This is a genomic window from Amycolatopsis sp. NPDC004079 (assembly GCF_040610415.1).
Classification (GTDB): Bacteria; Actinomycetota; Actinomycetes; order Mycobacteriales; family Pseudonocardiaceae; genus Amycolatopsis; species Amycolatopsis halotolerans.
This window is the reverse complement of record NZ_JBEXMH010000014.1, coordinates 104,843-131,504: the sequence shown is the minus strand read 5'-3', so window position 1 is coordinate 131,504 and position 26,662 is coordinate 104,843. Positions and strand designations below refer to the sequence as shown.

Here is a 26,662-nt window from a genome sequence, read left to right as displayed (position 1 = left end):
AGCGGTGAGCAGCCGCGATGGCAACAGCTGTCGCGGACTGTCAGGGGTGCCGTGTGCCCACTATCCTAACTACCGGCTCCGGGCAGCCTGAAAGAGGGCAGCGCAAAGAAGCAGTCTAGCCCCCATGACGCGGTCTGTCCAGGGGGCACTCCCGACGGGGCCCAGCCTGCATCGCGTCACCTTGGGGCAGTGCGTCTCCCTGAGCCTCACTGCGTCCTCTGGCTCCCGGTTCGCCCGGGTTTTCGCGCCCCTCCCGCAAGGTTCGCGTTCCCCGGCCGTGACCGTTGGCAGTAAGCGTGAACCCACGCGGCTTTGGAGTCAAGATGCCGCGCGGCGGTCCCGCCGGTTGGCGCAGCGTCGAAGCGGGACAGCGCAGGGTGACCGATCCGGCGGCCACCGAGGTTACCGCCGGGTACCCGCGGACCGCCGCGCAGGTCGGCCCGGCCGCGACGCAGGTCGGCGGCCCGCACGCACGCGCGACGGCCATTTTCCGCGCGGCGCGGCGGGCGCGGGATGGATCACATTCCGCGAGCGGTCGTGCGCTGAGCGGCAGAGCGGAATAGGGGAACTTCGGGCAGCTCGAACCCGGATTCCAGGTCCCCCGGGCAGGGGTTGCGCGCGGCGGGAGGGAGCGGTTGGCAACGGCGCGGTCCCGGTGATCAACTGGGCGGGGCCGAACTCCCGGAGGTGCGCACGATGCCGGAACCCGACGCGTCGCTTCCCGCGCTCCGCGGACAGGTGGTCCTTGGCATCCACGACCAGTGTGGGGACATGGGCGACTTCCTCGATCGCTACCGCGTCGACGCGAGGTCCGAGCGCCCGTGTTCACCAGTTCCGACGCGGCGGAGAAAGGTGCGGAAATGACCGAGAACCGACCGTTGACCAATGAGGAACTGCGGGCGAGGTACGAGACCAACCTGGACGATCTCTCCCCGGAAGACCGGGACCTGGTCCTTCGGCAGCAAGCGGCGTTGAAGGAGGCCCTCCGGCGCGGAGACGAACGGCGGGCGCGTGAAGGCGGCGAGCCGCCTCGTCAGCGGCCTGGCGACAACTTCGCGATCGGTCTCGACGACAGCTTCGCCCCGTATCAGCCGAAACAGCCGCGGGATTGAACCCTACGGGACTCGCGTAGCCGCGATCCGTGTCGTAATGCGCGGCGAGCGCGTCCTGGTCGACCTGGCCGTAGCGGCGCAGGACGGTGCACAGCGAGCAGGCCATCTCGGTGTCGTCCGTCCACAGCCAGGCCCCATCCGGCAGTGGCCGGGCATGCGCGTCAGGGTCGCCATTTCCCTGCCGGTTACGGAGTAAATTGACGAATCGGCCACGAGATTCGCCAGGAGTGTGCATGACGGAAATCGCCGGCTCGCTTCCCGCGCTGGTCTTGCGCAGGCTGGCGATCAGCGAGCAGGTCGCCGCTGCGAAGTTCGGGGCCGGGCGGGCGGTCGACGATCCCGTCCGCGAGCAACGCGAGCTGGCCCGCGTCCGGAACCTGGCCCGCGAAATCGGCCTCGACCCGGACCTCGCCGCGGGGTTTCTCTCCGACCAGATCGCCGCGAGCAAGCAGGTCCAGCGCCGGCTCTTCGAGCAGTGGACCGAGCATCCCGGAGACCGGCCGACCGGCGGCCCTGACCTGTCTGTGCTGCGCGCCGAGCTGGACGGCCTCACAGTCGCTCTGCTGGACCGGCTGGCCGCGACCGGCTCCGAACCCCTCACACCGCCGGAAACGCCGGACGAGCTGAAACAGGAGCCGCTCCGGGCGGCTTTCCGGACGCTCGCTCAGCGGCGCTCGTGAGTGCTGGTCCCGGTTAGAACCGGGATAAGCAATCACGAGACACGACAACGGCCCGCCCCCAGAAGTTCCGGGAGCGGGCCGTGACGTCTGCTGGGGACTGTCTACTTCGACGGCGGAGCCGAAGCGGGCGCGGACGATGCCGGCGCGCCAGCGGCCGGTCCGGCGGCCTTGTAGGTGTCCATGTCGGTGATCTTCCAGGTGTCGCCCTGCAGCTGGGCGTCCACGTGCATCTGCGCCGTGCCGGCCGCGGTCTGCTTCGTGTCCGCGCGCGTCGACGTCTGGTCGATGAACAGCATCACCCGGGCGAGGTCGCCGTTCAGCCGGATCACCGCGCTGCGGGTGACCTTGCAGGTCACGACCACCTTCTGCTGCGGCGCGAGCTTCTTGACCTGGCCCATCAGCGCGTTGTAGCTCGTCTTGACCTGGTCGGTCGCGAGCAGCTGGTTGGCCGCGTCCTCGGTCTTCTTGATGTTGTTGAAGTCGTAGGAGAACAGCGTCTCGATCGCCTTCGAGACCTGGTCCTTCACCTGCGCTGTCTTCGCCACGTCGAGCACCGCGCGGTTGCTCGTCGAATCGGCCGCGTCCGAGCCCTTGACCTGGAAGATGACCGCCGCGGCGACCAGCGCGAGGGCGACCACCAGCAGCAGCGCGACCCGCACCGTGTTACGGCTGACCGCGGACCGCTGAGCCGGGACCGAGTCGTCCTCGGCCCGTGCCTTGGTCTCGGCTTCCTCGACGTCGGAGGGCTTCGCCGAACCGGTGTCCCGCTTCTTCCGCCGAGGGCTCGGTCGTTCCTCGTCGACCGTCTCGCCGGTCAGCGCGTCGACCTCTTCGGCCGGGGCTTCCTTGCTGACGCCGGAAACCTCGGAGACCTCGGCTTCCGGCTCAGCGGCTTCGACGGTGTCTTCCTCGACCGCGGGCGCGGTCTCGGCGACCTCGGTCTCCACGGGCTCGGCATCAACAGACTCAGGCTCGGCCGGGCGCACCAGCCCGCCGCGGGGGATCCGCAGCTCCTGGGTCACCTCGGCCGGATCCGCGTCGGGAAGCGGCCGCGGCCGGGGGCGCGGCTTGGGCGAGGCCGCCGGCGCCGCCGGGTCCGACGGCTTGCGCAGCCCGGCGACCTTCGGCTTGCGAGCCGGTGGCGTGCTGCTGCTGCGCGGTGGCTGGCGACGGGAGGGGGGCACTGCGGAACTCCGATCTGCGGGTGAAGCTACTGGCCGGCGGCGACGAGCGGCACTTGGTCGATCCCGGACAGCTTCCAGTCGCTGCCGACCCGGGTCATCTGGACCTCGAGCCGCAGCGCCTTGGTGGCGTTCTTGCCGCCCGCCGAGGTGTCCGTGCTGATCGCGGCCAGGAAGCTGGCCTTGCCGTCGTGGTCGTTGAGCTCCTCGACCGCGATGTCCTGGATCGTGGTGGTGACCTTGACCTTCTGGTCGGTCAGCGCCTTCGAGTAGTTCGGCTGGGCCTGCGCGATCTGCTTGGCCATGTCGTCGCTGGAGACCGACTTCTGCTTGGCGAAGTAGTCGTCGAGGTGCTGGTAGTCGACCTGGGTGTAGGCCAGCACCGCGGCGGAACCGTCCTTGAGCACGTCGTCGCGCGCCGAGGCGAGGTCCCGGTCGCCGTCCATCTCCGCGACCAGCCACATGATCCCGAACACGATCGCCACCACCAGCGCGGCGAGGGCGAACGCCCCGGACCCGAGCAGCCAGACGCGCGGCGATCCGGGAAGCGTCCACTTTTCCTGCGCCGCACCGGCCGAAGCCGGTTCGGGCGTATCAGCGGTCACCTCTTCCTCGGCGACCGCGTGCTCGGCACTCATAACACTCCAGAGTAGGTAACAGTCATCAAATCCCGGTCAGCCGAGTCCCAGCAGCGAGCCCATGCTGTTCAGCGAGACCCCGGGGCTGCCGACGACACCGGGCACCTGCGCGTCGCGCTGCTCCTGCAACTGCTGCGCGGGCCGGTTCTGGTTGGCCGCGATGTCCTGCTGGGACGGTTGCACCGGCACGCCGTTGTAGGGCGCGTTCTGGGAACCCCGGACGTTGATCGGGCTCCCCTTCGGCTCGGCACAGTAGGCCTTGTCGTCCTCCGGGCGGTACGAGGTGTCCGAGCCCGGACGGTACTGGCTGTAGGGCACGTAGCCCTTCGTGCACGACGGCGGGTTGAACAGGTTCAGCACCAGGCCGAGGTGCGCGGTCCCGTCGCCGGGGGCCACCGACGGCGCGGCGGCCGCCAGTGCCGGATACGTCACCAGGCCCTGTTCGAGGCCGTCCAGCCGGGTCACGGTCAGGTTGGCCGTCGTCAGCAGGTTCGCGGTCAGCGCGCCGAGGCCGGGCCCGGTGTCCTTGACCACCTGGCTGATTTGGGTCGCCACCTGCGGGGTGACGCCGATCAGCTTGCGCAGGTCGCCGTCGGAGTTCTTGAGCGTCCCGCTGAGCTGGTTGAGGCTCTTGGAGAAGGACGCGAAGTTCGACGCCTCGTCGTTCTGCGTGTCCAGCACCTTGCCGCCGGCCTGCAGCAACTGCACGGTCTGCGGCAGGTACTGCTGCGCGGTGGTGGTGAAGCTGCGCGCGGTGTCGAGCAGCTGCTGCAGGTCGCCGCCGGTGCCGCGGAACGCGTCGTAGGACTCGTCGACGACCTTCCGCAGCGCGTCGGTGGGCACCGAGGCCGACAGCGAGTCGAGGTCGCCGAGCAGCCGGTCGGTGCTGACCGGAGTCGTCGTGCGCGCGGCCGGGATCACCGAACCGCCCGCGAGGTAGGGGCCCTGGTCGTTCTTCGGCCGCAGGTCGACGTACTGCTCGCCGACCGCGGACCGGTTGGCGATCACCGCGTCGAGGTCGGACGGCACGCGCGGGGCCGACGGGTCGATGTTCAGGTCGGCTTCGAGGCCGGTCTGGGTCAGCCGCAACTGCCCGACGCGGCCGACGTTGAAGCCGCGGTAGGTCACCTCGGCGTTGGTGAAGATCCCGCCGGATTCGTTGAGCTGCAGCTTCACCGTGTAGCCGCTGCTGCCGAACACCGTGCCGAGGCCGGCGAAGCGGATCAGCGCGTACACGATGGCCACGACCGAGATGATCGCGAACAGCACCAGCTGGATTTTCGTCCTGCGCAGCAACATCAGCCAGCACCTCCGGAAAGCACCCCGAACAGGCCGGACAACCCGCCCTGCGACGGCTGCCCGCCGCCCTGGCCGCCGGTCGAGGACGGAGCCTGCTGCTGCGGCGCGGGCTGGCTGCCCGGGAACGACAGCGGCGGCGGCTGGTTCGACGGCGTGCCCTCGACGCCGCCGGTCAGCCCGGGAACCGGGACCAGGCCGTTGAGCCCGTTCTGCCTGCTGCGGCCGAGGTTGTCGATGACGTTCTTCAGGTTCAGGTCGACCTTGGCGAACAGGTTGAAGTAGTCGCCCTTGACGTCGTTGTAGGCCTGGTCGGTGAACGGATAGGTCAGCAGGATCTCCAGCGCCTTCGGCAGGTCGCTGCCCGCCTCGCCGAGCTTCTGCAGCGTCGGCGTGAGCGCCTTCAGGTCGGCCACCAGGTCCGCCTTGCTCTTGTTCACCGTGTCGGTCGCGACGCCGGAGAGGTTGTTGAGCGCGTTCAGCATGGTCACCAGCTGGCCGCGCTGCTGCTCCAGCACCCCGAGCCCGGGCCCGAGGTTGTCGACCGCGCCGACCAGCTTGTCCTTCTGGTCCCGCAGGGTCATCGACAGCCGGTTGAGGCCGTCAAGCGCGCGGGTGATGTTGGCCGACTGGTTGTCGAGGTTCGTCACCAGCTCGTTCGCGTTGGACAGCAGCGCCTTGATGTCCGGCTCGCGGCCGGCGGTGGCGTTGTTGAGCTCCTTGGTGATCGTGTTGAGCTGCTCCACGCCGCCGCCGTTGAGCAGCAGGGACAGCGCGCCGAGCACCTCCTCGACCTGGACGTCGCGGCCGGTGCGCGCGAGCGGGATGGTCGCCCCGTTCGCCAGCTGCCCGGTCGCCTCGGTGCCGCCCGGCGAGGCCAGTTCCACGTACTTCTCGCCGAGCAGGCTCGACTGCTTCACGTTGGCCATCGCGTTGGCGGGCAGCTTCACGTCGCCGTTGACCTCGACGGTCACCTCGGCGTGCCAGCCGTCCGGCGTCAGCCCGATCGCCTTGACCTGCCCGACCGGCACCTCGTTGACCTTCACCCCGGACTGCGGAACGAGGTCGAGCACGTCCTTGAACTGGATCTTCAGCGTGTACGGATGGCTGCCGAGGTCGGCCCCGCCGGGCAGCGGGACGTCGTAGACGCCGTTGAACGCGCAGCCGCTCAGCACGAGCGCGGTCACCGTGGTGAGCGCCCCGCCCGCGGCGAACTTCGTCAGTCGCTTCACGTCAGCTCCCCTGCGTCCCGTAGACCTGGCCCTGCAGCGGGAGCGGCAGCGGCGGCAGCTGGCCGTTCTGCATCGCCTGCAGCACCTGCGCGGTGGACGGGAGCGGAACCACGCCGTCGACCACCTTCGCGATGCCGTCGCAGGCATTGCCGAGCAGCTGCTTGGTCACCGAGGTCTGCTTGAGCAGGCTGCAGATCATCACCAGCGGCGGCTGGGTCAGCTCGTTGAGGTTCGGCCGCGCGTCGAGCGTGCCGGACGAGCCGTTGTAGACGCCGACGATGTTGGACAGCGCGACCGGCGCGACGTCGAGGATCTCGGCGAGCGAGCTGCGCTGGTCCACCAGCACCTTGGTCACGCTGGCCAGTTTGTCCACATTGGACTTCAACCGACCGCGGTTGCGTTCGATGAAGCCCTGCACCGACTGCAGCGTGGTGCCGAGCTGCTGCACGGTCTGGGCGAGATTGTCCTTCTCCCCGGCCAGGAATCCGCTCACGTCGGCGAGCTGGCTCTCGAACTGGCGCACCTGGCCGTCGCTGCCCGCGAGCGACTGGGAGAACTTGCCGAGGTTCTGCACCGTCTGGAAGAGGTCGTCCTTGTTGCCCGCCAGCGTGCCGGACGCCTGCCCGAGCTTGGTGATCGTGTCGTGCAGGGCCTTGCCGTTGCCGTCGAGGTTGTTCGCCGCGGTGTTCAGCAGGTCCGAGAGCGAGCCGTTCTTGTTGGCCCCGTTGGGTCCCAGCGTCTCGCTGACCTTGGCGAGGCTGGAGGCGAGCTGGTCGACCTCGAGCGGCACCTCGGTGCGGTCGAGGCCGATCGTCGCGCCGTCGGAGATGCGCGGGCCGCCGGTGTAGGCCGGGGCGAGCTGGATGTAGCGGTCGCTGACCAGCGACGGCGACACGATCAGCGCCTTCGCGTCGGCGGGCACCGCGACCGAGCGGTCGTATTCGAGGTCGACCTTGACCTGGTTGCCCATCGGCTGGATCTTGGTCACCGTGCCCATGTCCACGCCGAGCATCCGGACGCTGTTGCCCTCGTAGAGGCCGACGGCGCCGGCGAAGTACGCGGTCAGGTGGTTGCGGCCGGCGTCCTTGAGGGTCCACCAGAGCGCGCCCGCGACCACGAGCGCGAGCACGATCGCGATCGTGAAGCCGCGGGTGAGCGACTGGCCGAAGCGGGTGTCGGTCATTTGGAGTTGCACCCCTCCGGATTGAGCGGGCCGACCGAGGGAAGCACCAGGCCGCAGATGTAGTTGTCGAACCAGTGCCCGGTGCCGATCGTGTTGTTGAAGACCCGGATGAACGGGGCGAACTTCTGGATCCCCTGTGCCAGCGAATCCTGGTTGCGCTGCAGCATCGAGGTGAGCTGGTCGAGCTGGGTGAGCACCGGGTTCAGCTGGCCGTCGTTGTCGTCGACCAGGCCCTGCAACTGCGTCGACAGCTGCTTCGAACCCTCCAGCAGCGTCTTGATCGCCTGCTCGCGCTTGCCGATCTCGTCCAGCAGCTGGTTGCCGTCGGTGATCAGCTTCTGCACCTCGGCGTCGCGGTCGACCAGCGTCTGCGACACCTGGCGCGTGTTGGCCAGCAGGTTCGCCAGCTGCGAATCGCGCTTGGCGATCGTGTCCGACAGCTTCGACAGCCCGGACAGCGCGCCCTTCACGTCCTGCGGCGTGTTCGAGAACGTCTGGGTGATCGCCTCGAAGCTCTTCGACAGCTGGTTCGTGTCGATCGCGTCGACCGTCTGCGACAGGCCGCGGAACGCGTCGAGCACGTCGTACGGCGACATCGTGCGGTCGCGCGGGATCGGCGCGCCGGGGTCGAGGTTGCCGTTGCCCTGCGGGTCGAGCGCGAGGTACTTCTGGCCCAGCAGCGTCTTGATCTTGATCGCCGCCGTGGTCTTGTCGCCCATCCAGGCGTCCTTGACCTTGAACGACACCTTGACCGACGCGCCGTCCAGCTTGATGTCGGACACCTTGCCGACCTTCACGCCGGCGATCCGCACGTCGTTGTCCTTCTGCAGCCCGGCCGCTTCGGAGAAGTCCGCGCTGTAGGTGGTGCCGCCGCCGATCACCGGCAGGTCCTCGGAGTTCATGGCGGCGACGAGGCCGAGCGCCATGACCGCGATGCCGACCAGCGCGATCGGGATCGGGTTGCGTTTCTGGAAGGACTTCATCCCTTGCACCTGTCCCGGTTCGTCGGCAAGAGCGTGAAGTTCGTGTTCGGCAGCAGCGGCGGCGCGCCGACCGTCCCCGTCATCTCGCACGCGTAGAAGTTGAACCACGAGCCGTAGTCGGCGGTGCGGGTGAGCGCGCTGACCTTCTTCGGCATGAACTGGATGAAGTGCTCGACGAGCGGTTCGTTCTGGTTCAGGTTCGTGGTGAGCTTGCCAAGGGCCGCGATGTCGTCCTTCAGCGGAGCCCGCGCGTCGGTCAGCAGCCCGGCGGTCGTGGTGGCCAGGTTGCCCAGCCCCTCGATCGCGTCGCCGATCGGCTTGCGGTCCGCGGCGAGGCCGGACACCAGCTGCTGCAGCTTCGCGATCAGGTCGTTGAGCTGCGGGGTGTGCTGGTTGACCGTGTCGAGGACCGAGTTGAGATTGTCGATGACCTCGCCGATCACCTGGTCCTTGTTCGCGATCGTGGTGGCCAGCGAGGCAGTGTGCGACAGCAGGCTTTGCACCGTGCCGCCCTCGCCTTGGAGCACCTGGATGACCTCGTACGACAGCTTGTTCACGTCGGCCGGGTTCAGCGCGGTGAACAGCGGCTTGAAGCCGTTGAACAGCTCGGTCAGGTCCAGCGCGGGCGTGGTGCGCTCGAGCGGGATGGAATCGCCCGGCTTGAGCGTCGCGCCGCTGGTGTCGTCGCCCTCGCCGAGGGAGACGTAACGCTGGCCGACCAGGTTGCGGAACTTGATCTGCGCGGTGACGCCCGCCGGGAGCTTGCGTCCCGAGTCGACCTCGAAGTCCACCTGCGCCTGGCGCTTGTCGACGATCTTCACGTCCTTGACCTGGCCGACGCGGACGCCCGCGATGCGCACGTCGTCGTTCGGCAGCAGGAGCGTGGCGTCGGTGAACCGCGCGGAGTAGGAGCTGGTGCTGGTGGTGTTGATGTTCGCGATGCTGATGCCGAGCACGGTCGTGAACAGCACCGTGATCACCACGAAGATCGCCAGCTTGATCAGCGGTGCGGCGAGTCCCCTCACTTGACCGTCACCTCCGTGCCCCGGTAGAGCGGGCCGACGAGCAGCGAGCCCCAGCCCGGGAACTGGTTCTGCGACATCCCCGTCTCCGGGCTGACCAGCGCGGCGAGGAAGTTGTTCTCAGCCGCGGTGTTGACCGGGTTGCCGCCCGCGGCGCCGCCGCCGTTGATCCCGGCCGCGTCCGCCTTGAAGTTGGCCGGGTTCAGGCCCTCGCCGACGGTCTTCGGGGCCGCGCCCTGTTTGGTGCCGTCCTTGAACGGGCCGTCCGGCGGTTGCTGCGGGAACGGGTCCGGCGCGGGGTTGAGGTCGTAGCAGCGCGGACCGCGCTTGTCCTCGAACCTCGGCTCCTCGCCCGGCTTGTACGGCCCGCGGTTCACGACGATCTCGATGGTGGCGTTCAGGCCGGGCTTGCCGTTGAACTTGCCCAGCGCCGCGTCCGCCGTCGGCACGACCTTCGCCATCTGCTTCAGCACGCACGGGTATTCCGGCGAGTACTTCGCGAGCAGCTCGGCGGTCGGCCGCGCGGTGCTGGCGAGGCTGATGAGGTTCTGCGAGTTCGCCTCCAGGAACGACTGCAGGTCCTGCGACGCGGTGGTGAGGTTGCCGTACAGGCTGGACAGGTTCCCCTGCTCGGCCACCACGGTGCGGGTGGTCGTGCTCAGGTTGTCCAGGCTCTGCACCAGATCCGGCGTCGCGTTGCTCAGGTGGCCGGAGAACTCCGCGAGCGCCTGCAGGTTGTGCTGCAGTTCCGGCTCGTGCGGGTTCAGGTCGCCGATGTACTGGCCGAGCTGCGAAAGCGTCTCGCCGAGCGGTTTGCCCCGGCCCTGCAGCGCGGTCGAGATCGCGGTGAGCGTGCTGGACAGCTTCTGCGGCTGCACCGCCTGCAGCACCGGCATCAGGTGTTCGAGCGCCTGGTCCAGTTCGACCGCGCCGGACGTGCGGTCTTGGGTGATCACGTCGCCCTGGGAAAGCGTCTTGCCCGACGGGTCCTGCGGAATCTGCAGCGACACATAGCGTTCGCCGAACAACGTCTTCGGCAGGAATCGCGCGGACACGTTCTCCGGAATCAGCTTCACCGACTCCGGGTCCATCGCCAGCGTCAGTTCCGCGCCGTTCTCGGTCGCCTTGATGTCCTGCACCGAACCGACGATCAAACCGCGGACCTTCACGTCCGACTGCTTGAGCAACTGGTTGCCGATGTGGCCCGCGTCGAGCTTCACGGTGACGAACTTGCTGAACGCCTTGTCGTACATCGCGATGCTGAGCGCGATCCCGCCGACGAGCACCGCCACCAGCAGCAGGCCGAGCAACCTGCGCCGTAGTGTGGTCATCCCGCAATCCTCACCGTGACGTCGGTTCCCCAAATCGCGAAACCGATGAAGAAGTTCACGACCGAAACCGTGACGATGGAAAGCCGCACCGCGCGGCCGACGGCCACGCCCACCCCGGCGGGCCCGCCGCTGGCCCGGTACCCGAAGTAACAGTGCGAAAGAATGATCAAAACGCTGAAGATCAGCACCTTGATGAACGAATAGAGCACGTCTTGCGGTGGTAGGAACAGGTCGAAGTAATGGTCGTAGGTACCCGCGGATTGTCCGTAGATATAGATAACGACCAGCCGCGAGGCGAGGTACGAGCTCAGCAGGCCGATCACGTACAGCGGGATCACGGCCACGAACCCGGCGATGATCCGCGTGGTCACCAGGTACGGGAGGCTCGGCACGCCCATCACCTCGAGCGCGTCGATCTCCTCGGAGATCCGCATCGCGCCGAGCTGCGCGGTGAAGCCCGCGCCGACCGTCGCCGACAGCGCCAGCCCGGCAACCAGTGGTGCGATCTCGCGGGTGTTGAAGAACGCGGTGAGGAAGCCGGTGAAGGCCGAGGTGCCGATCGAGTTCAGCGCCGAGTAGCCCTGCAGGCCGACGAGGACACCGGTGAACAGCGTCAGGCCGACCATCACGCCGACCGTGCCGCCGATGACCGCGAGCGAGCCGGAGCCGAAGCTCACCTCGGCGAGCAGCCGCAGCACTTCCTTGGTGTAGCGGCGCAGCGTGCGCGGCGTCCACAGCAGAGCCCGGCCGTAGAACGACATCTGGTCGCCGAGCGTGTCCAGGGTCTCCAGCGGGCGGTTGGCGATCCGCTTCGCCCCCGAAAGGAACGTCATGGTCAGTCCAGCTTTCCGGGCACGAGCTGCAAGTAGATCAGCGTGATCACGAAGTTCACCACGAACAGCAGCAGGAACGTGATGACCACCGACTGGTTCACCGCGTCGCCGACGCCCTTCGGGCCGCCGCTCGGGTGCAGGCCTCGATAGGCCGCCACGACCGCGGCGATGAAGCCGAAGATCAGCGCCTTGATCTCGCCGACCCAGAGGTCGGGCAGCTGCGCGAGCGCGGAGAAGCTGGACAGGTACGCGCCAGGAGTGCCGCCCTGGAGCACGACGTTGAAGAAGTAGCCGCCGAGCACGCCGATGACGCTGACCATGCCGTTGAGCAGGAGCGCGACGAGCATCATGGCGAGCGTGCGGGGCACGATCAGGCGCTGGACCGCGGAGACGCCCAGCACCTCCATCGCGTCGATCTCCTCGCGGATGGTCCGCGCGCCGATGTCCGCGCAGACCGCGCTGCCGCCCGCACCGGCCACCAGCAGCGCGGTGACCAGCGGGCTGGCCTGCTGCACGGTCGCCAGCACCGAACCGGCACCGGTGTAGGACTGCGCGCCGAGCTGGCGGGCGAGCGCGCCGAACTGCAGCGAGATGACCGCGCCGAACGGGATCGCGACGAGCGCGGTCGGCAGGATCGTCACGCTCGCGACGAACCACGCCTGTTGGATGAACTCGCGGAACTGGAACGGGCGCTGGAAGATGCCGCGGATGATGTCGAGGCCGAGCGCGAACAGGTTCCCGGTCTCCCGCAGCATTCCGTAGCCGGGGATCTTGGCCGTGCTGGTGGTCACGCGCCACCCTGCCCGTGCCGGGGCGACCGGCGGTCCGCGCCCGGAATGCGCGCGACCTGGTCGGCGGGAAGCTGTCCCTGGTGCTGGTTCGGCACCGGACCCGGCGCGCTGACCGGGGGCAGCTGCTGGGTGTCCTCGGGGCCAGCCTGGTGGTGGAACGCACCGGGGTTGGGCCGCACGTTGTAGTGCCGTTGCTGCTCCGGGGTGAGGGATTCGATGATCCCCTCCTGCGCCGCCGCCGGGAGCGTGTGCAGGATCCGCATCACGCGGTCCATCCGGCGCTTGGCCCCGCCGCGCTCCGGCACGCCCGGGCTGACCTGCATCTGCGGCACGACGCCGCGCACGTCCTCGTTGAGCACGTCGCCGTGGCCCGCCTCGGCCTCGGCCTGCTCGCGGGCCATCTGGGCGCTGTCCTTCTCCTCGGACATGCCGATCGGGCCGAGCTTGCGGCCGTTGAGGAACTGCTCGACCACCGGTTCGTCGCTGGTCAGCAGCACCTCGCGCGGGCCGAACATGACGAGTTCCTTGCGGAACAGCATGCCGAGGTTGTCCGGCACCGTGCGGGCGAGGTTGATGTTGTGCGACACGATCAGGAACGTCGCGTCGATCTGGGCGTTGACGTCCAGGAAGAGCTGCGAGATGTAGGTCGTGCGGACCGGGTCGAGACCGGAGTCCGGCTCGTCGACCAGGATGATCTCCGGGTCCAGCACGAGGGCGCGGGCGAGGCCGGCGCGCTTGCGCATACCGCCGGAGATCTCGCCGGGGAGCTTCTTGTCCGCGCCGGCGAGGCCGGTGATCTCGAGCTTCTCGAGCACGATCCGGCGGATCTCGGTCTCGGACTTCTTCGTGTGCTCCCGCAGCGGGAAGGCCACGTTGTCGAAGAGGTTCATCGAGCCGAACAGCGCGCCGTCCTGGAAGAGGACGCCGAAGAGCTTCCGGATCTCGTACAGCTTGTGCTCGGAGCAGGTGACGATGTCGACGCCGTTGATGACGCACCGTCCGCGGTCCGGCTTGAGCAGGCCGATCATCGACTTCAGGAACACGGACTTGCCGGTTCCGGACGGGCCGAGCATCGCCGAGACCTCGCCGGGAGGCAGGGTCAGCGTCACGTCCCGCCAGATGGTCTGCTTTCCGAAGGACTTCGTCAGACCTTCGATGACCACCTCGGCACCCATCGCACCTCCAGGAGCTGTTCCGCGTCGTCGCGCACCGCCGCCCCGTCACCGCTGGCAGCGGCGGAGCTCGCGCGGCGAACTCCGCTTCAACCAGGTGCAACGAGCTGAGCGCGAACAGGTTACTCACCAGTTTTGTTCTCTGGCCAGCCCCCGTGCACACCTCACGCGACGGGGATCCAGTACGGCGACCGCTGGCAGCACGGTAGTGCACGTCACGTTCGGGCGCAGATCCAGATGGCCGACCGACACTCACCCTGACGGGTTAACCGGCGGAAACGCGGCAAACAGGGGGTGACCCGGACCCGTCGGGTGAACGATTTGTTCGCCTGAACGAGGGCGCTCGCGATCCGGTTCGGCGACTGTGCGTCTTTTTGTTCCGGACAGCAAAAAGGGCGGGCACCCGTGTCGGGTGTCCGCCCTTTTCGACGTGACGCAGGCGCTTGCGCGCCCGGGATCACTTGATGGAGATCTTGGCGCCAGCGGCCTCGAGCTTCTCCTTGGCGGCCTCGGCGGCCTCCTTGTCGACCTTCTCCAGGAGCGCCTTCGGAGCGGCCTCGACCAGCTCCTTGGCCTCCTTCAGGCCCAGACCGGAGACGACCTCGCGGACGACCTTGATGACCTGGATCTTCTTGTCGCCGGCCGAGTCGAGGACGACGTCGAACTCGTCCTGCTCCGCGGCGGCCTCGGCCGGAGCGGCGCCCGGGGCGGCCGCGACAACGGCGGCCGGGGCGGCGGCGGTGACGTCGAAGACCTCTTCGAACTCCTTCACGAAGTCCGACAGCTCGAGGAGGGTCAGCTCCTTGAAGGCGTCGATCAGCTCGGCGGTGCTCAGCTTCGCCATGATGGCTTCCTCTCAGAAAAACGAACTAAAACGTTCGGGGTGGGGTGGTTCAGCTCTCGGCGGGTGCTTCGGCTGCTTCGGTACCGGTGGCGTTGCGCTGCTTCTCCTCCAGCGCGGCAGCCAGGCGGGCAACCTGGGACGCCGGCGCCTGGAACAGCGCCGCGGCCTGGGAAAGCTTCGCCTTGAACGCGCCCGCCGCCTTGGAGAGCAGCACCTCACGGCTGTCGAGATCAGCGATCTTGGAGATCTCGTCCACGGACAGCGCGCGGCCGTCCATGTAGCCGCCCTTGATGACAAGCGCGTTGTTGTCCTTCGCGAAGTCGCGAAGTGCCTTCGCGGCGTCGACTGCCTCGCCCTGCACGAAGGCGATCGCGGTAGGGCCGACGAACAGGTCCTCGATCCCCTCGAGGCCGGCGTCCTCAGCGGCACGCTTGACGAGGGTGTTCTTCGCGACCCGGTACTTGGCACTGGTGCCGAGAGCGCGGCGCAGCTGGGACAGCTGAGTCACGGAGAGGCCGGTGTACTGGGTAACGACGGTGGCCGAGCTGCTGCGGAAGCTCTCCGCGATCTCGGCGACGGCCGCCACCTTGTCGGGCTTCGCCATGGTCGCCTCCTCTCTTGGCTAGTGTCACCACTGGCCATGACGGAGGCGCCTCCGAACGACAAAAACGCCCACGCGCAGCAGACGCGGGGCGTTGCCCAGTCTCGCGACCGGGGTGAAAGCCTCGTTCCTCCTGCGCAGGCCGTCCGCCGTACTACGGAACCTTCGTTCCCCGGGAATCCGGAGAAAACCAGCGGTCTTTGGTAGAACCGTCGACCAGCATACGGGAGGGCGGTTCGAGGTTCGCGGGCACCCCCTGGCTGAGCTGCGAGAACCGGGGCAGTCTCGGGAAATCGCGGCGGAGCGGGCATCATTGGTGACGTGGCGGAACAGCGTGATCACGGAAAGCCGGAAGAAACTCCCCCTCCCGGCCCGGGTGGGTCCTCGGCGCAGCCGCCCGCACTTCCGCAGCCGGGCGGGGCCGAGGTCGCGCCGCGGACTCCCGCTCAACCGGCGGCTCCGAACGAGCCGCCCGCGCTTCCGCAGCCGAGCGGATCTGCCGAGCCCCAGCTGAATCCCGAGCAGCTGCGCCAGTTCCAGGAATTCCAGCGGTTCCAGGAGTACCTGCGGTTCACCCAGTCCCAGCAGGGCACCGAACCGGCTCCGGCCCCCGACGCGGGCTTGGTCCCGGTCGGCAACCGCCAGCCGCAGCCGCTCGCCGGCGGCCAGCCGCCAGCCCCGCCGAACCAGCCGGGCGCGCTGACCGCGTACGAGGAGCCGCCGCGCGAGCGCCGCCCGGTGCCGCGCTGGGTGAAGCGCCTCGGCGGGAAGATCCTGGGCTGGGTGATCGCCCTGGTCATCCTCGGCATCCTGATCAACTGGGGCTACCACCAGATCTTCCCCAGCGACGACGGCAAGACCTCAGCCCAGATCGCCGCCGAGGGCGGCGGGACCTACCACACGAACCACATCTTCTCGACCAATCCGAACGAGGCGGTGCGGTTCGTCTACCACAACATCGCCCAGGGCCGGGTCGACGACGCTTGCGGGCGTTTCCGCGAGGACGTTCAGGACAAGTTCGCCAAGGACACCACTGGTCAGCCGGATTGCAAGGTCGCGGTCGAAAAGCTCCACGCGCAGGTGAAGAACGTGAACGACTACGCCGAGTCGCTCCCGTCCTATGTCTCCGGCCCGACGCCCCCGCCGGTGGTGAAGATCGATTCCTGCGCGTTCAGCGTCAGCGGCGGTCCGGCGCTCGGCGTGTTCGAGGTGACCAAAGTGGACAAAGGCCAGTGGCTGATCACCGGCCATTCGTCCGGCCCCGAGAAGTGCCCCGCACCCACGGCGACCTCTACTCCGGGCTGACCGTCAGGCAGGCGAACTGATCGGCAACCGGGTCTCCCCCGTGTCCGAGTACGCGAAGAAGTCCACCAGCGACGCCGCGAAAGCCGGGTGCGCCACCGCTTCCATGTGGTTCCCCGGGACCCGCACCAGTCGTGCGCCCGCGATCCCCGCCGCGAGACGCTCCGGCTGAGTCGCGAGTTCGTCCGATTCCCCGGCCAGGATCAGCGTCGCCGCCGAGAGGTTCGACAGCCGCATCGGGCCGTGCGGGGTCGCGTGCATGACCGCGGCCAGCGCTTCGACGTCCGCGCCCGCCCGGCGGGCCAGGCGGCGGAACGGGCGCGCCGCCGAGGGCACCTCCGACCGGTCTTCGGCCAGCAGCCCCGCCGCGATCTGGCTCCGGTTGACCACCCGGGCGTCCACTCCGCCGAAGTCCACGATTCCCGCCCCGACCCCGCCGACCGCGAGGCAGCGGACTCGCCGGTCACGCGTAGCCACCAGCAGCGAGACGATCGCGCCCATCGAATAGCCCGCCAGGCAGACCTCTTCGAGACCGAGTTCGTCGAACAGCGCGGTCAGGTCCGCGGCCATGATGTCCTCGCCGTAGGCCGCCGGATCGTGCGGCTTCTCCGACTCGCCGTGCCCGCGCGCGTCCAGCGCGATCACCGTGAAGCCCGCCTTGACCAGCGCGTCCACAACTCCGGGGTTGACCCAGTTCACCTGGGAATCGGCGGCGAAACCGTGGTGCAGCACGACGGGCCGCCGGTGCCGTCCGTCGCCCTCCCAGACGGTGTAGCTCAGCTGGAGCCCGTCGGGGGCGATGAACGTCGTTGGCATATGTCCATGAGACACGAAAAAAGGGTGGTCACGCACGAAGCGTGACCACCCTTTCGCGTGATGTGCGACTCAGACCGCCGAGTCCTCGGTGAGGAGGTTGCGGGTCCGCGCCGGGTCGACCGGGATGCCCGGGCCCATCGTGGTGGTGAAGGTGATCTTCTTGACGTAGCGGCCCTTCGCCGACGACGGCTTGGCGCGCAGGATCTCGTCCAGCGCGGCCGCGTAGTTCTCCACCAGCTTCTCGGTGTCGAACGACGCCTTGCCGATCACCAGGTGCAGGTTCGCCTGCTTGTCGACGCGGAAGTTGATCTTGCCGCCCTTGATGTCCTTCACGGCCTTCTCGACCGCAGGGGTCACCGTGCCGGTCTTCGGGTTCGGCATGAGGCCGCGCGGGCCGAGGATGCGGGCGATGCGGCCCACCTTGGCCATCTGGTCCGGCGTCGCGATCGCGGCGTCGAAGTCGAGCCAGCCACCCTGGATGCGCTCGATCAGTTCGTCGGTGCCGACCGCGTCCGCGCCGGCGGCTTCGGCCTCAGCGGCCTTGTCGCCGACGGCGAAAACGATGACGCGGGCGGTCTTGCCGGTGCCGTGCGGCAGGTTCACGGTGCCGCGGACCATCTGGTCGGCCTTGCGCGGGTCGACCCCGAGACGCATCGCGACCTCGACGGTCGCGTCCATCTTCGTCTTGGAGGTCTCCTTCGCCAGCTTCGCGGCCTCGAGCGGCGCGTACAGGCGCGCCTTGTCGATCAGCTCGCTGGCCTGGCGGTAGGCCTTGCTGTGCTTGGTCATGCTTCTGTCCTCAAATCAATGGATCAGTGTGGTGGCGAGCCAGCACTGGCTCTCCCACGGGTTGCTTTGAAAGTCAGCCTTCGACCGTGATGCCCATGGAACGGGCGGTGCCGGCGATGATCTTCGCGGCCTGGTCGATGTCGTGCGCGTTGAGGTCGGTCTCCTTGGTCTTCGCGATCTCGCGGACCTGGTCCCAGGTGACCTTGGCGACCTTGGTCTTGTGCGGCTCGCCGGAGCCCTTCTCCACGCCCGCGGCCTTGAGCAGCAGCTTGGCGGCCGGCGGCGTCTTCAGCTTGAAGTCGAACGACCGGTCTTCGTAGACGGAGATCTCGACCGGGACGACGTCCCCGCGCTGCGACTCGGTCGCGGCGTTGTAGGCCTTGCAGAACTCCATGATGTTGACGCCGTGCTGACCCAGCGCCGGGCCGACCGGCGGCGCGGGGTTGGCCGCACCCGCCTTGATCTGCAGCTTGATGATCGCCGCAAGCTTCTTCTTCTTGGGTGGCATTACCTTGTGTCCTTCTTAACTGACGTGAGTCCCCCGCACACCTGCCAGTACGCGGGGACTGCCGACCGGGATGGCCCGGCCGTCAGATCTTGGAGACCTGGCTGAACGAGAGCTCGACCGGGGTCTCCCGGCCGAAGATCGACACCAGGACCTTCAGCTTCTGCCCGTCGACGTTGACCTCGGAGATCGTGGCGGGCAGCGTGGCGAACGGGCCGTCCATGACGGTGACCGACTCGCCGATCTCGAAGTCGACCTCGACGGCGGGCGCGCCGGACGACGCGGCCGCGGCGGATTCCCCGCCCTTGGCCGCCTTGGCCGGGGCTTCCTTCTCGACCTGCGGGGCGAGGAACTTCAGCACCTCGTCCACGGTCAGCGGCGAAGGCCGCGAGGTGGCCCCGACGAACCCGGTGACGCCCGGGGTGTTGCGCACCGCGCTCCACGACTGGTCGTTGAGGTCCATCCGGACCAGGATGTAGCCGGGCAGCACCTTGCGCTGCACCTGCTTGCGCTGGCCGTTCTTGATCTCGGTGACCTCTTCGGTCGGAACCTCGATCTGGAAGATGTAGTCCTCGACGTCCAGGGTCTGGGTACGCGTCTCGAGGTTGGTCTTGACCTTGTTCTCGTAACCGGCGTACGAGTGCACGACATACCACTCGCCCGGCGCGGCCTTGAGCTCGGCGCGCAGCGCGGCGACCGGGTCGTCCGCCTCGGGGGCGGGCTCGGTCACGTCGTCGTCCGATTCCTCGGACTCGTCGGTGGCGGCGGCGACCTCGTCCTCGGCGACGGGCACCTCGACGGACTCGGCGGACTCCTCGTCGCCGGGTGCCGTCTGCACCTGCTCGTCGGAAAGCTCGGTCAGGTCGCGACCGGCTTCGGTGCCGTTGTCGGAGGTCACGTTCCGTCCTCTCAGTTGATCGCTTGCCGGGCCGGACCGGGGCCCGGCCAGCGCGGTGGCGCGCCCGTCGGGCGTCAGCCGAAGACCAGCCCGACCAGCTCCTTGAAGCCGAGATCGAGACCGCTCACGAGGGCCACCATGAACACCACGAACACCAGCACGACCGCGGTGTAGGTGACCATCTGCTTGCGGTTGGGCCAGATGACCTTGCGCAGTTCGGCCCAGACCTCGCGGATGAACCGCGTGAACCGGGCGAACACCGAGGCCTTCTTCGCCTTCCGGTCCCGCTTAGGGGTCGGCGCGCCCTTGGCGTCGGCGGGCTTCGCGACCTTGTCGCCCGCCTTGCCGGACGGACGGGTCGAGCCCGGCCGTGCCTCGGACTTGCCTGCCGGCCGAGCGGAAGCGCGGCGTTCGCGCCGAGCCGCGGCGGACACCGGGCGGGATTCGACTCCGGGCTTGCCCGAATCGTCCTGCTCGTGCTCGCCGCTGGCGTCGCTGTCGCTCACGACCACTCCTCCGCTCCACCAGTTCCCGTACGCAGGGGTGACAGGACTTGAACCTGCAACCTGCGGTTTTGGAGACCGCTGCTCTGCCAATTGAGCTACACCCCTGTGGAGCCCGGTCACCCTGGCTCCGGAGGACGCATTCCATCGTCCCCACCATCCGGCGGGGATGACCGTAGTGCGTTCCGAGTTCCGAAGTCTACGGCAAGGCGGATGTTGCCTTGCAACCCAGCCCCCTCGACGCCCGCGCGGCGGTCTCGCGGTGCCCCCGAGGCGGCCGCTCCGGGCCCTTCGGACGGCATCCCGGAACCCTCGGCGAAGATCACCCGAACGTGCGAGTATAGGCCCGTGCACCGTAATCCGATTAATCGCGAAGCCGCCGACGGACCCCTCTCGCTCGCCGGGTCCTCCCGTTTCGCGGGCATTCGGATTCATTGCGCGGCCAGCGAAATCGGCGCTGTCGCCGCGAATTTCCCCGCCGGGGCACCAAGATCATCCCGACGGCAGATGATCTTCATTGCCCGGCAAGCGAAACCCATGATCAAGGAGCATCGGTGACCACATTCCGGCTTGGGCTCGCTTTGCCGCAGTACGGCAAGCTCGCCGACCCCTCCGCCATCGCCGGCTTCGCCACCGAAGCGGAGCGCGTCGGCTTCGCCTCGCTGTGGGTCGGCGACCGGGTCCTGACTCCGGTGTCCCCCAAGACCTATTACCCGTCCGGAACACCCGAACGGCCGTACCCGCCGGAGTTCGTCCGCTTCGTCGATCCGCTGCTGGCGCTCACGATCGCCGCGAACTCGACCGAGTCGGCGCGGCTGGGGTCGAGCACCCTCAACGGCCCGCTCTACTCGCCGGTGCTGCTGGCGCGCTCCCTGACGTCGCTGGACCTGCTGTCCGGCGGCCGGCTCGACGTCGGCCTCGGGCTCAGCTGGCTCCGCGACGAGTACACCGCCGCCGGGGTGCCGTGGGAGCACCGCGGCGCGCGGCTGGCCGAGCTGGTCAAGGTGCTGCGGACGCTGTGGACCGCGGATCCGGCCGGGCACCAGAGCGAACGCTGGGACATCCCGGACTCGCTGATCGGCCTCCGTCCGATGCAGCGGCCCGGCCCGCCGGTGCTGCTGGGCGGGGCGTCGGACGCGGCGCTGCGGCGCGTCGGCCGGATCGCCGACGGCTGGCTGCCTGCCGGGCTCCCGGTCCCGATGCTGCGCCAGAAGTGGGCGGTGGTCGTCGAATCCGCGGAGAAGGCCGGCCGGGATCCGGAGTCGCTGCGCCGGGTGCTGCGGATCAACCCGACGCCGGGTTCGAAGGTCGCGACCATCGAGGACGTCGCAGGTCAGCTCAAGGCAGCCGAAGCCGAGGGGATCACCGAGGCGCTCGTCGATCTGCACTATGTGGCCGAAACCGTCCCGCACGCGCTGGAGCTGGCGGGCGAGCTGCACGGTGCTGTCTTTGCGTGATCACCCGTAAGCGGGTCGTCGGCGAGGGGCGGGACCGGTAAAACGGTCGAGTGGGGGCTAACAAGAGCGGTGGATGCGGGTTGCTCGTCCTCGTTGTCGTGGGGGCGCTGCTGGCCGTCGGCTACTACAAGTCGAAGCACGATTCGTCGGCCGCACCGCCGTCCGGCGCGGACACCGGCGGCGGCACCGGCCGGTACGTCGCACTCGGCGACTCGTACACGTCGGCGCCGCGCACCGGGAAGCAGTCGGGCTCGCCGGCCGGATGCGCGCGCTCGGACAACAACTATCCGCACCTGGTGTCCGCGAAGCTGAAGCCGGCGAAGTTCGTGGACGTCAGCTGCAGCGGCGCGACGACGGACGACCTGACCGACACCCAGTCGACGCGCAACGGCTCAAACCCGCCGCAGTTCGACTCGGTCACCGCGGACACGACGCTGGTGACCCTCGGCATCGGCGGCAACGATGTGGGATTCATCGCACTGGCGCAGACCTGCGTGACCGCCCACGAGAGCGCCTCGCCGTGCAAGGACCGGCTCACCGCGGGCGGCAAGGACCAACTGGCCGACCGCATCAGCGAAACCGCGAAGAAGGTCGGCAGCGCGCTCGATCAGATCCACAAGAAGGCTCCGAAGGCGCGGGTGGTGGTCGTCGGCTACCCGACGGTCCTCCCGGACGGCGACGGCTGCTGGCCGGTCCTTCCATTGGGCTCCGGCGATGTGGCGTATCTGCGGGACGCGCTCGGGAAACTCAACGATGCCTTGTCCGACCAGGCCAAGTCCCACGACGCCGGGTTCGCGGATACGGCTCAGCCGAGCAAGGGCCATGACGTCTGCGCGAATTCGGATGTGAAGTGGATCGAGGGGGTGATCCCGACGTCCTCGGCCGCGGCGCTGCACCCGAATGCGCGGGGTGAGGCTGGGATGGCTGGCGTGGTGGAGTCAGTGCTCGGGGTGCACTGAGGCCGCCCCAATGTGGCATTGGGTGCGTCCCACGCACCCAATGTGGCGTTCGGTGCGTCAGATGCACCCAACGCCACATTGGGGGTGGTCAGGCCGAGCTGGGATGGGTGTCAGGGGCGGACGAGGGCCTGCGGTTTGCCCAGGACGGTCTTGCCCTCGAACTTCACCGTCAGGTCGATCCGGGCCAGCCCGTCGTCCGTCATGGCACCGACCTTGCCGGTCACCTCGACCAGTGCGCCCTCGTCGTTGTCCGGGACCACGACCGGGCGGGTGAAGCGCGTGCTGAAGTCCACGAGGCGGGCCGGGTCGCCGAGCCAGTCGGTGACGATGCGGCCGGACAGGGCCATGGTGAGCATGCCGTGCGCGATCACGTCCGGGAGGCCGACCTTGGTCGCGAAGTGCTCGTTCCAGTGGATCGGGTTGAAGTCGAGCGAGGCCCCGGCGTAGCGGACCAGCTGGTCGCGCGTGATGCGGACCTCCAGCGGAGGCAGTTCGTCGCCGATGTTCACGCTTCCGCCCCCCGAACCACGAGCTGGGCCCGCGTCGTGCACACGAGTTTGCCGTCCGCGTCGGTGATTTCCGCGCGGAGGTTGATGAAGTCGTTGCCCGCCCGCGCCATGATCGCTTCGATCTTGGCCGAGATTTCCAGCTCGTCGCCCGCGTGCACCGGGCGCTCGTAGCGGAAGCCCTGGTCGCCGTGGACCATCCGGGAGTAGTCGAGGCCGAGCGCGGGGTCGGTCACGATGCCGTTGATCTTCGGCAGGTTGAGGATGGTGAGGAAGGTGGGCGGCGCGAGCACGTCCGGGTGGCCGGCCGCGCGGGCCGCCTCCGGGTCCCGGTACACCGGGTTCGGGTCCCCGATCGCGTCGGCGAACTCGCGGATTTTCTCCCGGCTCACGAAGTACTTGCTGTCCGACGGGTACTCCCGCCCGGTGAACGACTGGTCCAAAGGCACGCGAAGAAGGCTAACCGAACCGCGGCGCCGACCCGCGCGGGTGCCTGAACCGGCCAGTAGACAGCGAAAAGCCGCCCCGGCGAGTGGCCGGGGCGGCTCTTCGAAGCTGGTAAAAGACCGCCTGCGTCAGCGGGTCTCTTTGTGAGTCCGGTGCGTACCGCAGTTCGGGCAGAACTTCTTCATCTCCAGGCGATCCGGGTTGTTGCGCCGGTTCTTCTTGGTGATGTAGTTGCGGTGCTTGCACTCCTCGCACGCCAGCGTGATCTTGGGTCGCACGTCGGTGGCAGCCACAGCGTTTCCTTCTCTCTCAGATCCGGGGGCCAGCCCCGTCGTTACCGCGTAGCGGTGGCCGGACTTGAACCGGCGACACAGCGATTATGAGCCGCTTGCTCTGCCAACTGAGCTACACCGCCCTGCGTGACACCCACCCCGCCTCAACCCATCAGGTCAAGGTGACCCGGCCTGGGGGTCCAGGGGGCTAGCCCCCTGGCGGGGGTCTGGGGGTTCGACCCCCAGATGGACGCCGCGAAGCGAGCCACGTCTGCGCTTTCTGCAGACATAGCTCGCGGACTCGCGAGCCCCTTTACGGAATCGAACCGTAGACCTTCTCCTTACCATGGAGACGCTCTGCCGACTGAGCTAAAGGGGCCTGCCTCTCGCGAGGACTTGGAAAGATTAGCAAGGGGGTTCACCCGGCTGTGCAACCGGGGTCGGTTAACCGCAAAACCTCAGGTCAGCAGGGTCAGCACGGTCTCCGAGTGCCGCCCGGGCGAGCGCGCCGTGCGGGCCTGCAGCCACGCCTCCAGGCGGTCCTCCGGCAGCGGCCGCGAGATCAGATAACCCTGTGCGACGTCACATCCCATCGCCTCGAGCTGATCGCGCGCCACGTCCTCTTCGACGCCTTCCGCCACCACAGTCAGGCCCAGCGAGTGACCGAGCTCGACGATCGACCGCACCACGGCGAGGTCGCCGAGATCCGTGCCCATGCCGAGCACGAAGCTCTTGTCGATCTTGACCTGGTCCACCGGCAGCTGGCGCAGGTACGCGAGCGACGAATAGCCGGTGCCGAAGTCGTCCACCGCGAGCACGATGCCCAGCGAATGCAGCTCGCGCAGGATCGGCAGTGCCTTCTGCGGGTCGGACATCACGCCGGACTCGGTCAGCTCGAACGTCAGCAGTTCCGGCGGCACGTCGAAGCGTTCCAGCTCGCGCTGGACCTTCGCCGGGAAGTCCTCGTCGGCCAGATTCCGCACCGAGAGGTTCACCGCCGCGGAGATGCGCAGGCCCTCGTCGAGCCACTTGCGCACGCGCTTCAGCGATTCCTCCAGCACGAACGACGTCAGCACGCCGATCAGGCCGGCCGCTTCGATCGCGGGCACGAACTCGTCCGGGCCGAGGCGGCCGAACTCCGGGTGCACCCAGCGCACGAGCGCCTCGACGCCTTGCACCTGACGGTTCGGCAGCGTCACCTTCGGCTGGTAGTGCACCGAGACGTGGCCGTCTTCCAGCGACTGCCGGAACTGCGTGACCATCTGGAAGCGGCGCAGGAAGATCTGTCCCATGCTCGGCACGTAGCCGCGCACTTCCTCGCCGCCGCGGGTGGCGCGGACGGCGACGTCGGCGCGCTGCAGCAGGCCGTCGACGTCGACCTCGCCGTTGTCGTCCACGGAGCTGGCGTAGCCGATCATCGCGTTGGCCTCGACGGAAAGCCGGTCCACCGGATACGGCTCGGACAGCTGGACCCGCAGTCGTTCGGCGGCGCGGTGGGCGTCATCGACGGTGCAGTCCACGAGCAGCGCGGCGAAGGACGCGCCTTCGAGCCGGGCGAGCGGGACGTCCGGGCCGAGTGCGCCGCGGATGCGGGTGCCCGCGGCGACGACCATCCGGTCCGCCCACGAGTAGCCGAGCGCGTCGCTGACCGTGGAGAAGACGTCGAGGTCGATCCGCAGCACCACGACCTCCGCCGATTCGCGCAGCGGATCCCGCGAGACCTGCTGGAATCCCGGCCGATTCAGGTGCCCGGTGAGCGGGTCATGGTAGGCGTCGTGGCGAAGCGTGGCGAGCAGCCGCCGGTTGTCGAGCGACGTCGCGAGGTGGCTGGCCATCGTGCCGAGCAGCTGGACGTCGTACTTGCCGAAGCCGCGCCAGCGGGAGAGCCGGTCGTGCGCTTCGACGACGCCGAGCAGCTTGTTCGCGCTGCGCAACGGCACGACGAGGGCTTCCTGCGCACTGCGTTCCAGCAGCGCCGCGCGGACGTCCGGGTTGGCCTCGGTGATCCGGAAGTGCCGGACGTGCGCGCCGGGCAGGCGCAGCAGCGGATCGTCGTGGGCCGGGTCCGAGGCCGGAAGTTCGTTGCCCGCTACCACGACGCGCATCGGATCGTCGGCCTCGAGGCGCAGCCGGAGCACGACGCGTCCGGCGGCCAGCTGGTCCTTGATCCGCTCGGCGATCGTGGCCCATTCGCGCACGTCGACTCCGCCCACCAGTTCCTCGGCGCGGCTCGCCGGACGTGCCGCGGCCTGTTGACCGGACCGCGCGACCATCAGGCTCACGTCGGACAGCGCCTCCATGTCCCGTTGTTCGCGGAGCAGATCGGAGTAAGCCCAGTACAGCGCGGTCAGGCCGAGGAACACCGCCAGCACCAGCGGCCAGGCCTGCGGAGTGCTCGCGATGACGAGGTAGCCGGTGAGGCCGACCGAGGCGTTGACGAAACCGACCACGAGGATGCGGCCGGTCAGCCGGATCGCGGTGCTCACGCGCATCCGGCGGCGCAGCACGCGCACGGCGGCCAGCGCGAGCAGCGTGCTGACCAGCGGCGCGGTGAGCGTTCCGGCGAGCGCGGCGACCCACGGCATGGTCGGCCCGCCGCCCATGGCCAGGTGCACGAGCCCGGCGACGGCGAACGCGCCGGTGATTTCGAGCAGGAACGCGCCCGCGTTGTAGAGGACCCGGCCGGCGACCTTGCGGGCCAGCAGCGTGCCGATGCCCGCCACGAGATGCGCGGCGAGCACCACTTCGAACGGGGCGACGAAGAAACCGATTACCAGCGGGATCTCGGTGAATGAGATGGTCCACGAAATGCCGCTGCGGACGTCGACGTTGATGCCGAGCTGTTCGGCGAGCAGGAACGCGACCGCGAGCACCGGGCCGATCCACCAGAGCTTGGCCGAGCCGTGGAACGGCAGCCAGGCGCCGACGGCGAAGGCCGCGAGCAGGCCGAGGCCCAGCACGAAGAAGGTGTAAACGCGGAAGCGGCTTTCGTCCGTGCGGCCTTCGGCCGGTGCGGAGCCAGCACCTCCCGAGCCCATCGCCTCCGGCGCGGTACCGGGATGGGCGTTGCTGTCCGGCATCCGACCTTCCTTCCCGGCTGCCCGGTCGCGCTCGTCCGTGACGTCAGGTGTGGGCGAGGGCGCCACCTTACCCCGTAGGGCGTACCGGCGTCCCTTTCGAGACAGTAGGAGATCACCCCAGGGTTAACAATGGGCGTTCTTCTCTGACCTGCGTGGACCAAGGAGTGAAACTCCCGGTTCGTCCCGGAACCCCCGAGCCGGGGAGTGTTCTGGGGGTCTTTTCCGGCCC

Annotated in this window: 27 protein-coding genes and 3 tRNA genes; 4 read left to right on the top strand and 26 right to left on the bottom strand. The window is 68.6% G+C overall.

Translation table 11 applies throughout. The annotated features are described in order from the left end of the window. Positions 1 to 825 precede the first annotated feature (825 nt). Positions 826 to 1,347, bottom strand: coding sequence for an ADP-ribosylglycohydrolase family protein (locus ABZX37_RS17475; RefSeq protein ID WP_354740593.1), 522 nt, complete (start codon positions 1,345 to 1,347; stop codon positions 826 to 828). Here ABZX37_RS17475 and aroQ point away from each other — a divergent pair. Further along, on the top strand, positions 1,346 to 1,792 hold the full coding sequence (gene aroQ, locus ABZX37_RS17470) for a gamma subclass chorismate mutase AroQ (protein ID WP_354740591.1): 447 nt from the start codon (positions 1,346 to 1,348) through the stop codon (positions 1,790 to 1,792). The genes ABZX37_RS17475 and aroQ overlap by 2 nt on opposite strands. A 101-nt stretch (positions 1,793 to 1,893) precedes the next feature. Here aroQ and ABZX37_RS17465 read toward each other — a convergent pair whose 3' ends face one another. From ABZX37_RS17465 to rplJ, 13 genes are all read right to left on the bottom strand, one after another. Then, complete coding sequence (locus ABZX37_RS17465; protein WP_354740589.1) at positions 1,894 to 2,976, bottom strand: hypothetical protein; 1,083 nt, start codon at positions 2,974 to 2,976, stop codon at positions 1,894 to 1,896. Between the two features lie 26 nt (positions 2,977 to 3,002). Continuing rightward, positions 3,003 to 3,611, bottom strand: a complete 609-nt coding sequence (locus ABZX37_RS17460; protein ID WP_354740587.1) for a hypothetical protein — start codon at positions 3,609 to 3,611, stop codon at positions 3,003 to 3,005. Between the two features lie 36 nt (positions 3,612 to 3,647). Then, a complete protein-coding gene (locus tag ABZX37_RS17455; protein WP_354740585.1) occupies positions 3,648 to 4,910 on the bottom strand; it encodes an MlaD family protein in 1,263 nt (420 codons plus the stop codon). Continuing rightward, entirely contained in the window at positions 4,910 to 6,139 is a 1,230-nt protein-coding gene (locus ABZX37_RS17450) for an MCE family protein (protein WP_354740583.1), read from the bottom strand. The genes ABZX37_RS17455 and ABZX37_RS17450 overlap by 1 nt, the downstream gene beginning before the upstream one ends. A gap of 1 nt (position 6,140) precedes the next feature. Further along, positions 6,141 to 7,322 carry an MCE family protein gene (locus tag ABZX37_RS17445; RefSeq protein ID WP_354740581.1) on the bottom strand — a complete coding sequence of 394 codons (1,182 nt, stop codon included), beginning with the start codon at positions 7,320 to 7,322 and terminating at the stop codon, positions 6,141 to 6,143. After that, entirely contained in the window at positions 7,319 to 8,305 is a 987-nt protein-coding gene (locus ABZX37_RS17440) for an MCE family protein (protein ID WP_344270034.1), read from the bottom strand. Before ABZX37_RS17440 ends, ABZX37_RS17445 begins: the two co-directional genes overlap by 4 nt. Beyond that, positions 8,302 to 9,330: an MCE family protein gene (locus ABZX37_RS17435; RefSeq protein ID WP_354740579.1), complete on the bottom strand. Its 1,029-nt coding sequence runs from the start codon at positions 9,328 to 9,330 to the stop codon at positions 8,302 to 8,304. Before ABZX37_RS17435 ends, ABZX37_RS17440 begins: the two co-directional genes overlap by 4 nt. Next, positions 9,327 to 10,658, bottom strand: coding sequence for an MCE family protein (locus tag ABZX37_RS17430; RefSeq protein ID WP_354740577.1), 1,332 nt, complete (start codon positions 10,656 to 10,658; stop codon positions 9,327 to 9,329). Before ABZX37_RS17430 ends, ABZX37_RS17435 begins: the two co-directional genes overlap by 4 nt. Continuing rightward, positions 10,655 to 11,491, bottom strand: a complete 837-nt coding sequence (locus tag ABZX37_RS17425) for an ABC transporter permease (protein ID WP_037360186.1) — start codon at positions 11,489 to 11,491, stop codon at positions 10,655 to 10,657. Before ABZX37_RS17425 ends, ABZX37_RS17430 begins: the two co-directional genes overlap by 4 nt. Before the next feature lie 2 nt (positions 11,492 to 11,493). Next, positions 11,494 to 12,246: an ABC transporter permease gene (locus ABZX37_RS17420; RefSeq protein WP_051165981.1), complete on the bottom strand. Its 753-nt coding sequence runs from the start codon at positions 12,244 to 12,246 to the stop codon at positions 11,494 to 11,496. 32 nt (positions 12,247 to 12,278) lie between these two features. Continuing rightward, a complete protein-coding gene (locus ABZX37_RS17415) occupies positions 12,279 to 13,457 on the bottom strand; it encodes an ABC transporter ATP-binding protein (protein ID WP_354740575.1) in 1,179 nt (392 codons plus the stop codon). A gap of 454 nt (positions 13,458 to 13,911) precedes the next feature. Beyond that, positions 13,912 to 14,298, bottom strand: coding sequence for a 50S ribosomal protein L7/L12 (gene rplL, locus ABZX37_RS17410; RefSeq protein ID WP_354740573.1), 387 nt, complete (start codon positions 14,296 to 14,298; stop codon positions 13,912 to 13,914). A 49-nt stretch (positions 14,299 to 14,347) separates the two neighbouring features. Further along, positions 14,348 to 14,902: a 50S ribosomal protein L10 gene (gene rplJ / locus ABZX37_RS17405; protein ID WP_354740571.1), complete on the bottom strand. Its 555-nt coding sequence runs from the start codon at positions 14,900 to 14,902 to the stop codon at positions 14,348 to 14,350. Positions 14,903 to 15,220: 318 nt separating this feature from the next. Between rplJ and ABZX37_RS17400 the strand changes: the two genes are divergently transcribed. Further along, positions 15,221 to 16,204 carry a hypothetical protein gene (locus tag ABZX37_RS17400; RefSeq protein ID WP_354740569.1) on the top strand — a complete coding sequence of 328 codons (984 nt, stop codon included), beginning with the start codon at positions 15,221 to 15,223 and terminating at the stop codon, positions 16,202 to 16,204. A 3-nt stretch (positions 16,205 to 16,207) separates the two neighbouring features. On the opposite strand, the gene ABZX37_RS17395 is transcribed toward ABZX37_RS17400, so the two are convergent. From ABZX37_RS17395 to ABZX37_RS17370, 6 genes are all read right to left on the bottom strand, one after another. Beyond that, positions 16,208 to 17,017, bottom strand: a complete 810-nt coding sequence (locus ABZX37_RS17395) for an alpha/beta hydrolase (protein ID WP_344270011.1) — start codon at positions 17,015 to 17,017, stop codon at positions 16,208 to 16,210. Positions 17,018 to 17,086: 69 nt separating this feature from the next. Next, positions 17,087 to 17,806, bottom strand: a complete 720-nt coding sequence (rplA, locus tag ABZX37_RS17390) for a 50S ribosomal protein L1 (RefSeq protein ID WP_354740566.1) — start codon at positions 17,804 to 17,806, stop codon at positions 17,087 to 17,089. A gap of 73 nt (positions 17,807 to 17,879) precedes the next feature. Continuing rightward, entirely contained in the window at positions 17,880 to 18,314 is a 435-nt protein-coding gene (gene rplK, locus ABZX37_RS17385; protein WP_009072206.1) for a 50S ribosomal protein L11, read from the bottom strand. Between the two features lie 82 nt (positions 18,315 to 18,396). Beyond that, on the bottom strand, positions 18,397 to 19,209 hold the full coding sequence (nusG, locus tag ABZX37_RS17380) for a transcription termination/antitermination protein NusG (RefSeq protein WP_354740564.1): 813 nt from the start codon (positions 19,207 to 19,209) through the stop codon (positions 18,397 to 18,399). Positions 19,210 to 19,283: 74 nt separating this feature from the next. Continuing rightward, entirely contained in the window at positions 19,284 to 19,715 is a 432-nt protein-coding gene (gene secE / locus ABZX37_RS17375; RefSeq protein ID WP_354740562.1) for a preprotein translocase subunit SecE, read from the bottom strand. A 32-nt stretch (positions 19,716 to 19,747) separates the two neighbouring features. Next, a tRNA-Trp gene (locus ABZX37_RS17370) sits at positions 19,748 to 19,820 on the bottom strand. Between the two features lie 446 nt (positions 19,821 to 20,266). Here ABZX37_RS17370 and ABZX37_RS17365 point away from each other — a divergent pair. Further along, positions 20,267 to 21,169 (top strand): TIGR03619 family F420-dependent LLM class oxidoreductase, encoded by a 903-nt coding sequence (locus tag ABZX37_RS17365; RefSeq protein WP_354740560.1) that lies wholly within the window; start codon positions 20,267 to 20,269, stop codon positions 21,167 to 21,169. A gap of 50 nt (positions 21,170 to 21,219) precedes the next feature. Further along, the gene (locus tag ABZX37_RS17360; protein ID WP_354740558.1) at positions 21,220 to 22,128 is read left to right on the top strand and encodes an SGNH/GDSL hydrolase family protein; all 909 of its coding nucleotides are present in this window, start codon (positions 21,220 to 21,222) and stop codon (positions 22,126 to 22,128) included. Positions 22,129 to 22,238: 110 nt separating this feature from the next. Here the strand turns inward: ABZX37_RS17360 and ABZX37_RS17355 are convergent, their stop codons facing one another. From ABZX37_RS17355 to ABZX37_RS17330, 6 genes are all read right to left on the bottom strand, one after another. Then, positions 22,239 to 22,637, bottom strand: coding sequence for a MaoC family dehydratase (locus tag ABZX37_RS17355; RefSeq protein ID WP_354740556.1), 399 nt, complete (start codon positions 22,635 to 22,637; stop codon positions 22,239 to 22,241). Beyond that, complete coding sequence (locus ABZX37_RS17350) at positions 22,634 to 23,083, bottom strand: MaoC family dehydratase N-terminal domain-containing protein (RefSeq protein ID WP_344269986.1); 450 nt, start codon at positions 23,081 to 23,083, stop codon at positions 22,634 to 22,636. Before ABZX37_RS17350 ends, ABZX37_RS17355 begins: the two co-directional genes overlap by 4 nt. 126 nt (positions 23,084 to 23,209) lie before the next feature. Beyond that, entirely contained in the window at positions 23,210 to 23,374 is a 165-nt protein-coding gene (gene rpmG / locus ABZX37_RS17345) for a 50S ribosomal protein L33 (protein ID WP_005152047.1), read from the bottom strand. A 49-nt stretch (positions 23,375 to 23,423) separates the two neighbouring features. Beyond that, a tRNA-Met gene (locus ABZX37_RS17340) sits at positions 23,424 to 23,496 on the bottom strand. A gap of 163 nt (positions 23,497 to 23,659) precedes the next feature. Beyond that, a tRNA-Thr gene (locus ABZX37_RS17335) sits at positions 23,660 to 23,732 on the bottom strand. A gap of 79 nt (positions 23,733 to 23,811) precedes the next feature. Then, positions 23,812 to 26,433 (bottom strand): EAL domain-containing protein, encoded by a 2,622-nt coding sequence (locus ABZX37_RS17330; RefSeq protein WP_354740553.1) that lies wholly within the window; start codon positions 26,431 to 26,433, stop codon positions 23,812 to 23,814. Between the last annotated feature and the right edge of the window lie 229 nt (positions 26,434 to 26,662).

What these genes read in the sequence shown, in the direction of transcription:
- aroQ (WP_354740591.1), top strand. Translation starts at nt 1,346, where the DNA reads ATGACGGAAATCGCCGGCTCGCTTCCCGCGCTGGTCTTGCGCAGGCTG.
- ABZX37_RS17475 (WP_354740593.1), bottom strand. Translation starts at nt 1,347, where the DNA reads ATGCACACTCCTGGCGAATCTCGTGGCCGATTCGTCAATTTACTCCGT.
- ABZX37_RS17460 (WP_354740587.1), bottom strand. Translation starts at nt 3,611, where the DNA reads ATGAGTGCCGAGCACGCGGTCGCCGAGGAAGAGGTGACCGCTGATACG.
- ABZX37_RS17455 (WP_354740585.1), bottom strand. Translation starts at nt 4,910, where the DNA reads ATGTTGCTGCGCAGGACGAAAATCCAGCTGGTGCTGTTCGCGATCATC.
- ABZX37_RS17445 (WP_354740581.1), bottom strand. Translation starts at nt 7,322, where the DNA reads ATGACCGACACCCGCTTCGGCCAGTCGCTCACCCGCGGCTTCACGATC.
- ABZX37_RS17440 (WP_344270034.1), bottom strand. Translation starts at nt 8,305, where the DNA reads ATGAAGTCCTTCCAGAAACGCAACCCGATCCCGATCGCGCTGGTCGGC.
- ABZX37_RS17430 (WP_354740577.1), bottom strand. Translation starts at nt 10,658, where the DNA reads ATGACCACACTACGGCGCAGGTTGCTCGGCCTGCTGCTGGTGGCGGTG.
- ABZX37_RS17425 (WP_037360186.1), bottom strand. Translation starts at nt 11,491, where the DNA reads ATGACGTTCCTTTCGGGGGCGAAGCGGATCGCCAACCGCCCGCTGGAG.
- ABZX37_RS17420 (WP_051165981.1), bottom strand. Translation starts at nt 12,246, where the DNA reads ATGCTGCGGGAGACCGGGAACCTGTTCGCGCTCGGCCTCGACATCATC.
- ABZX37_RS17415 (WP_354740575.1), bottom strand. Translation starts at nt 13,457, where the DNA reads ATGGGTGCCGAGGTGGTCATCGAAGGTCTGACGAAGTCCTTCGGAAAG.
- rplL (WP_354740573.1), bottom strand. Translation starts at nt 14,298, where the DNA reads ATGGCGAAGCTGAGCACCGCCGAGCTGATCGACGCCTTCAAGGAGCTG.
- rplJ (WP_354740571.1), bottom strand. Translation starts at nt 14,902, where the DNA reads ATGGCGAAGCCCGACAAGGTGGCGGCCGTCGCCGAGATCGCGGAGAGC.
- ABZX37_RS17395 (WP_344270011.1), bottom strand. Translation starts at nt 17,017, where the DNA reads ATGCCAACGACGTTCATCGCCCCCGACGGGCTCCAGCTGAGCTACACC.
- rplA (WP_354740566.1), bottom strand. Translation starts at nt 17,806, where the DNA reads ATGACCAAGCACAGCAAGGCCTACCGCCAGGCCAGCGAGCTGATCGAC.
- rplK (WP_009072206.1), bottom strand. Translation starts at nt 18,314, where the DNA reads ATGCCACCCAAGAAGAAGAAGCTTGCGGCGATCATCAAGCTGCAGATC.
- ABZX37_RS17330 (WP_354740553.1), bottom strand. Translation starts at nt 26,433, where the DNA reads ATGCCGGACAGCAACGCCCATCCCGGTACCGCGCCGGAGGCGATGGGC.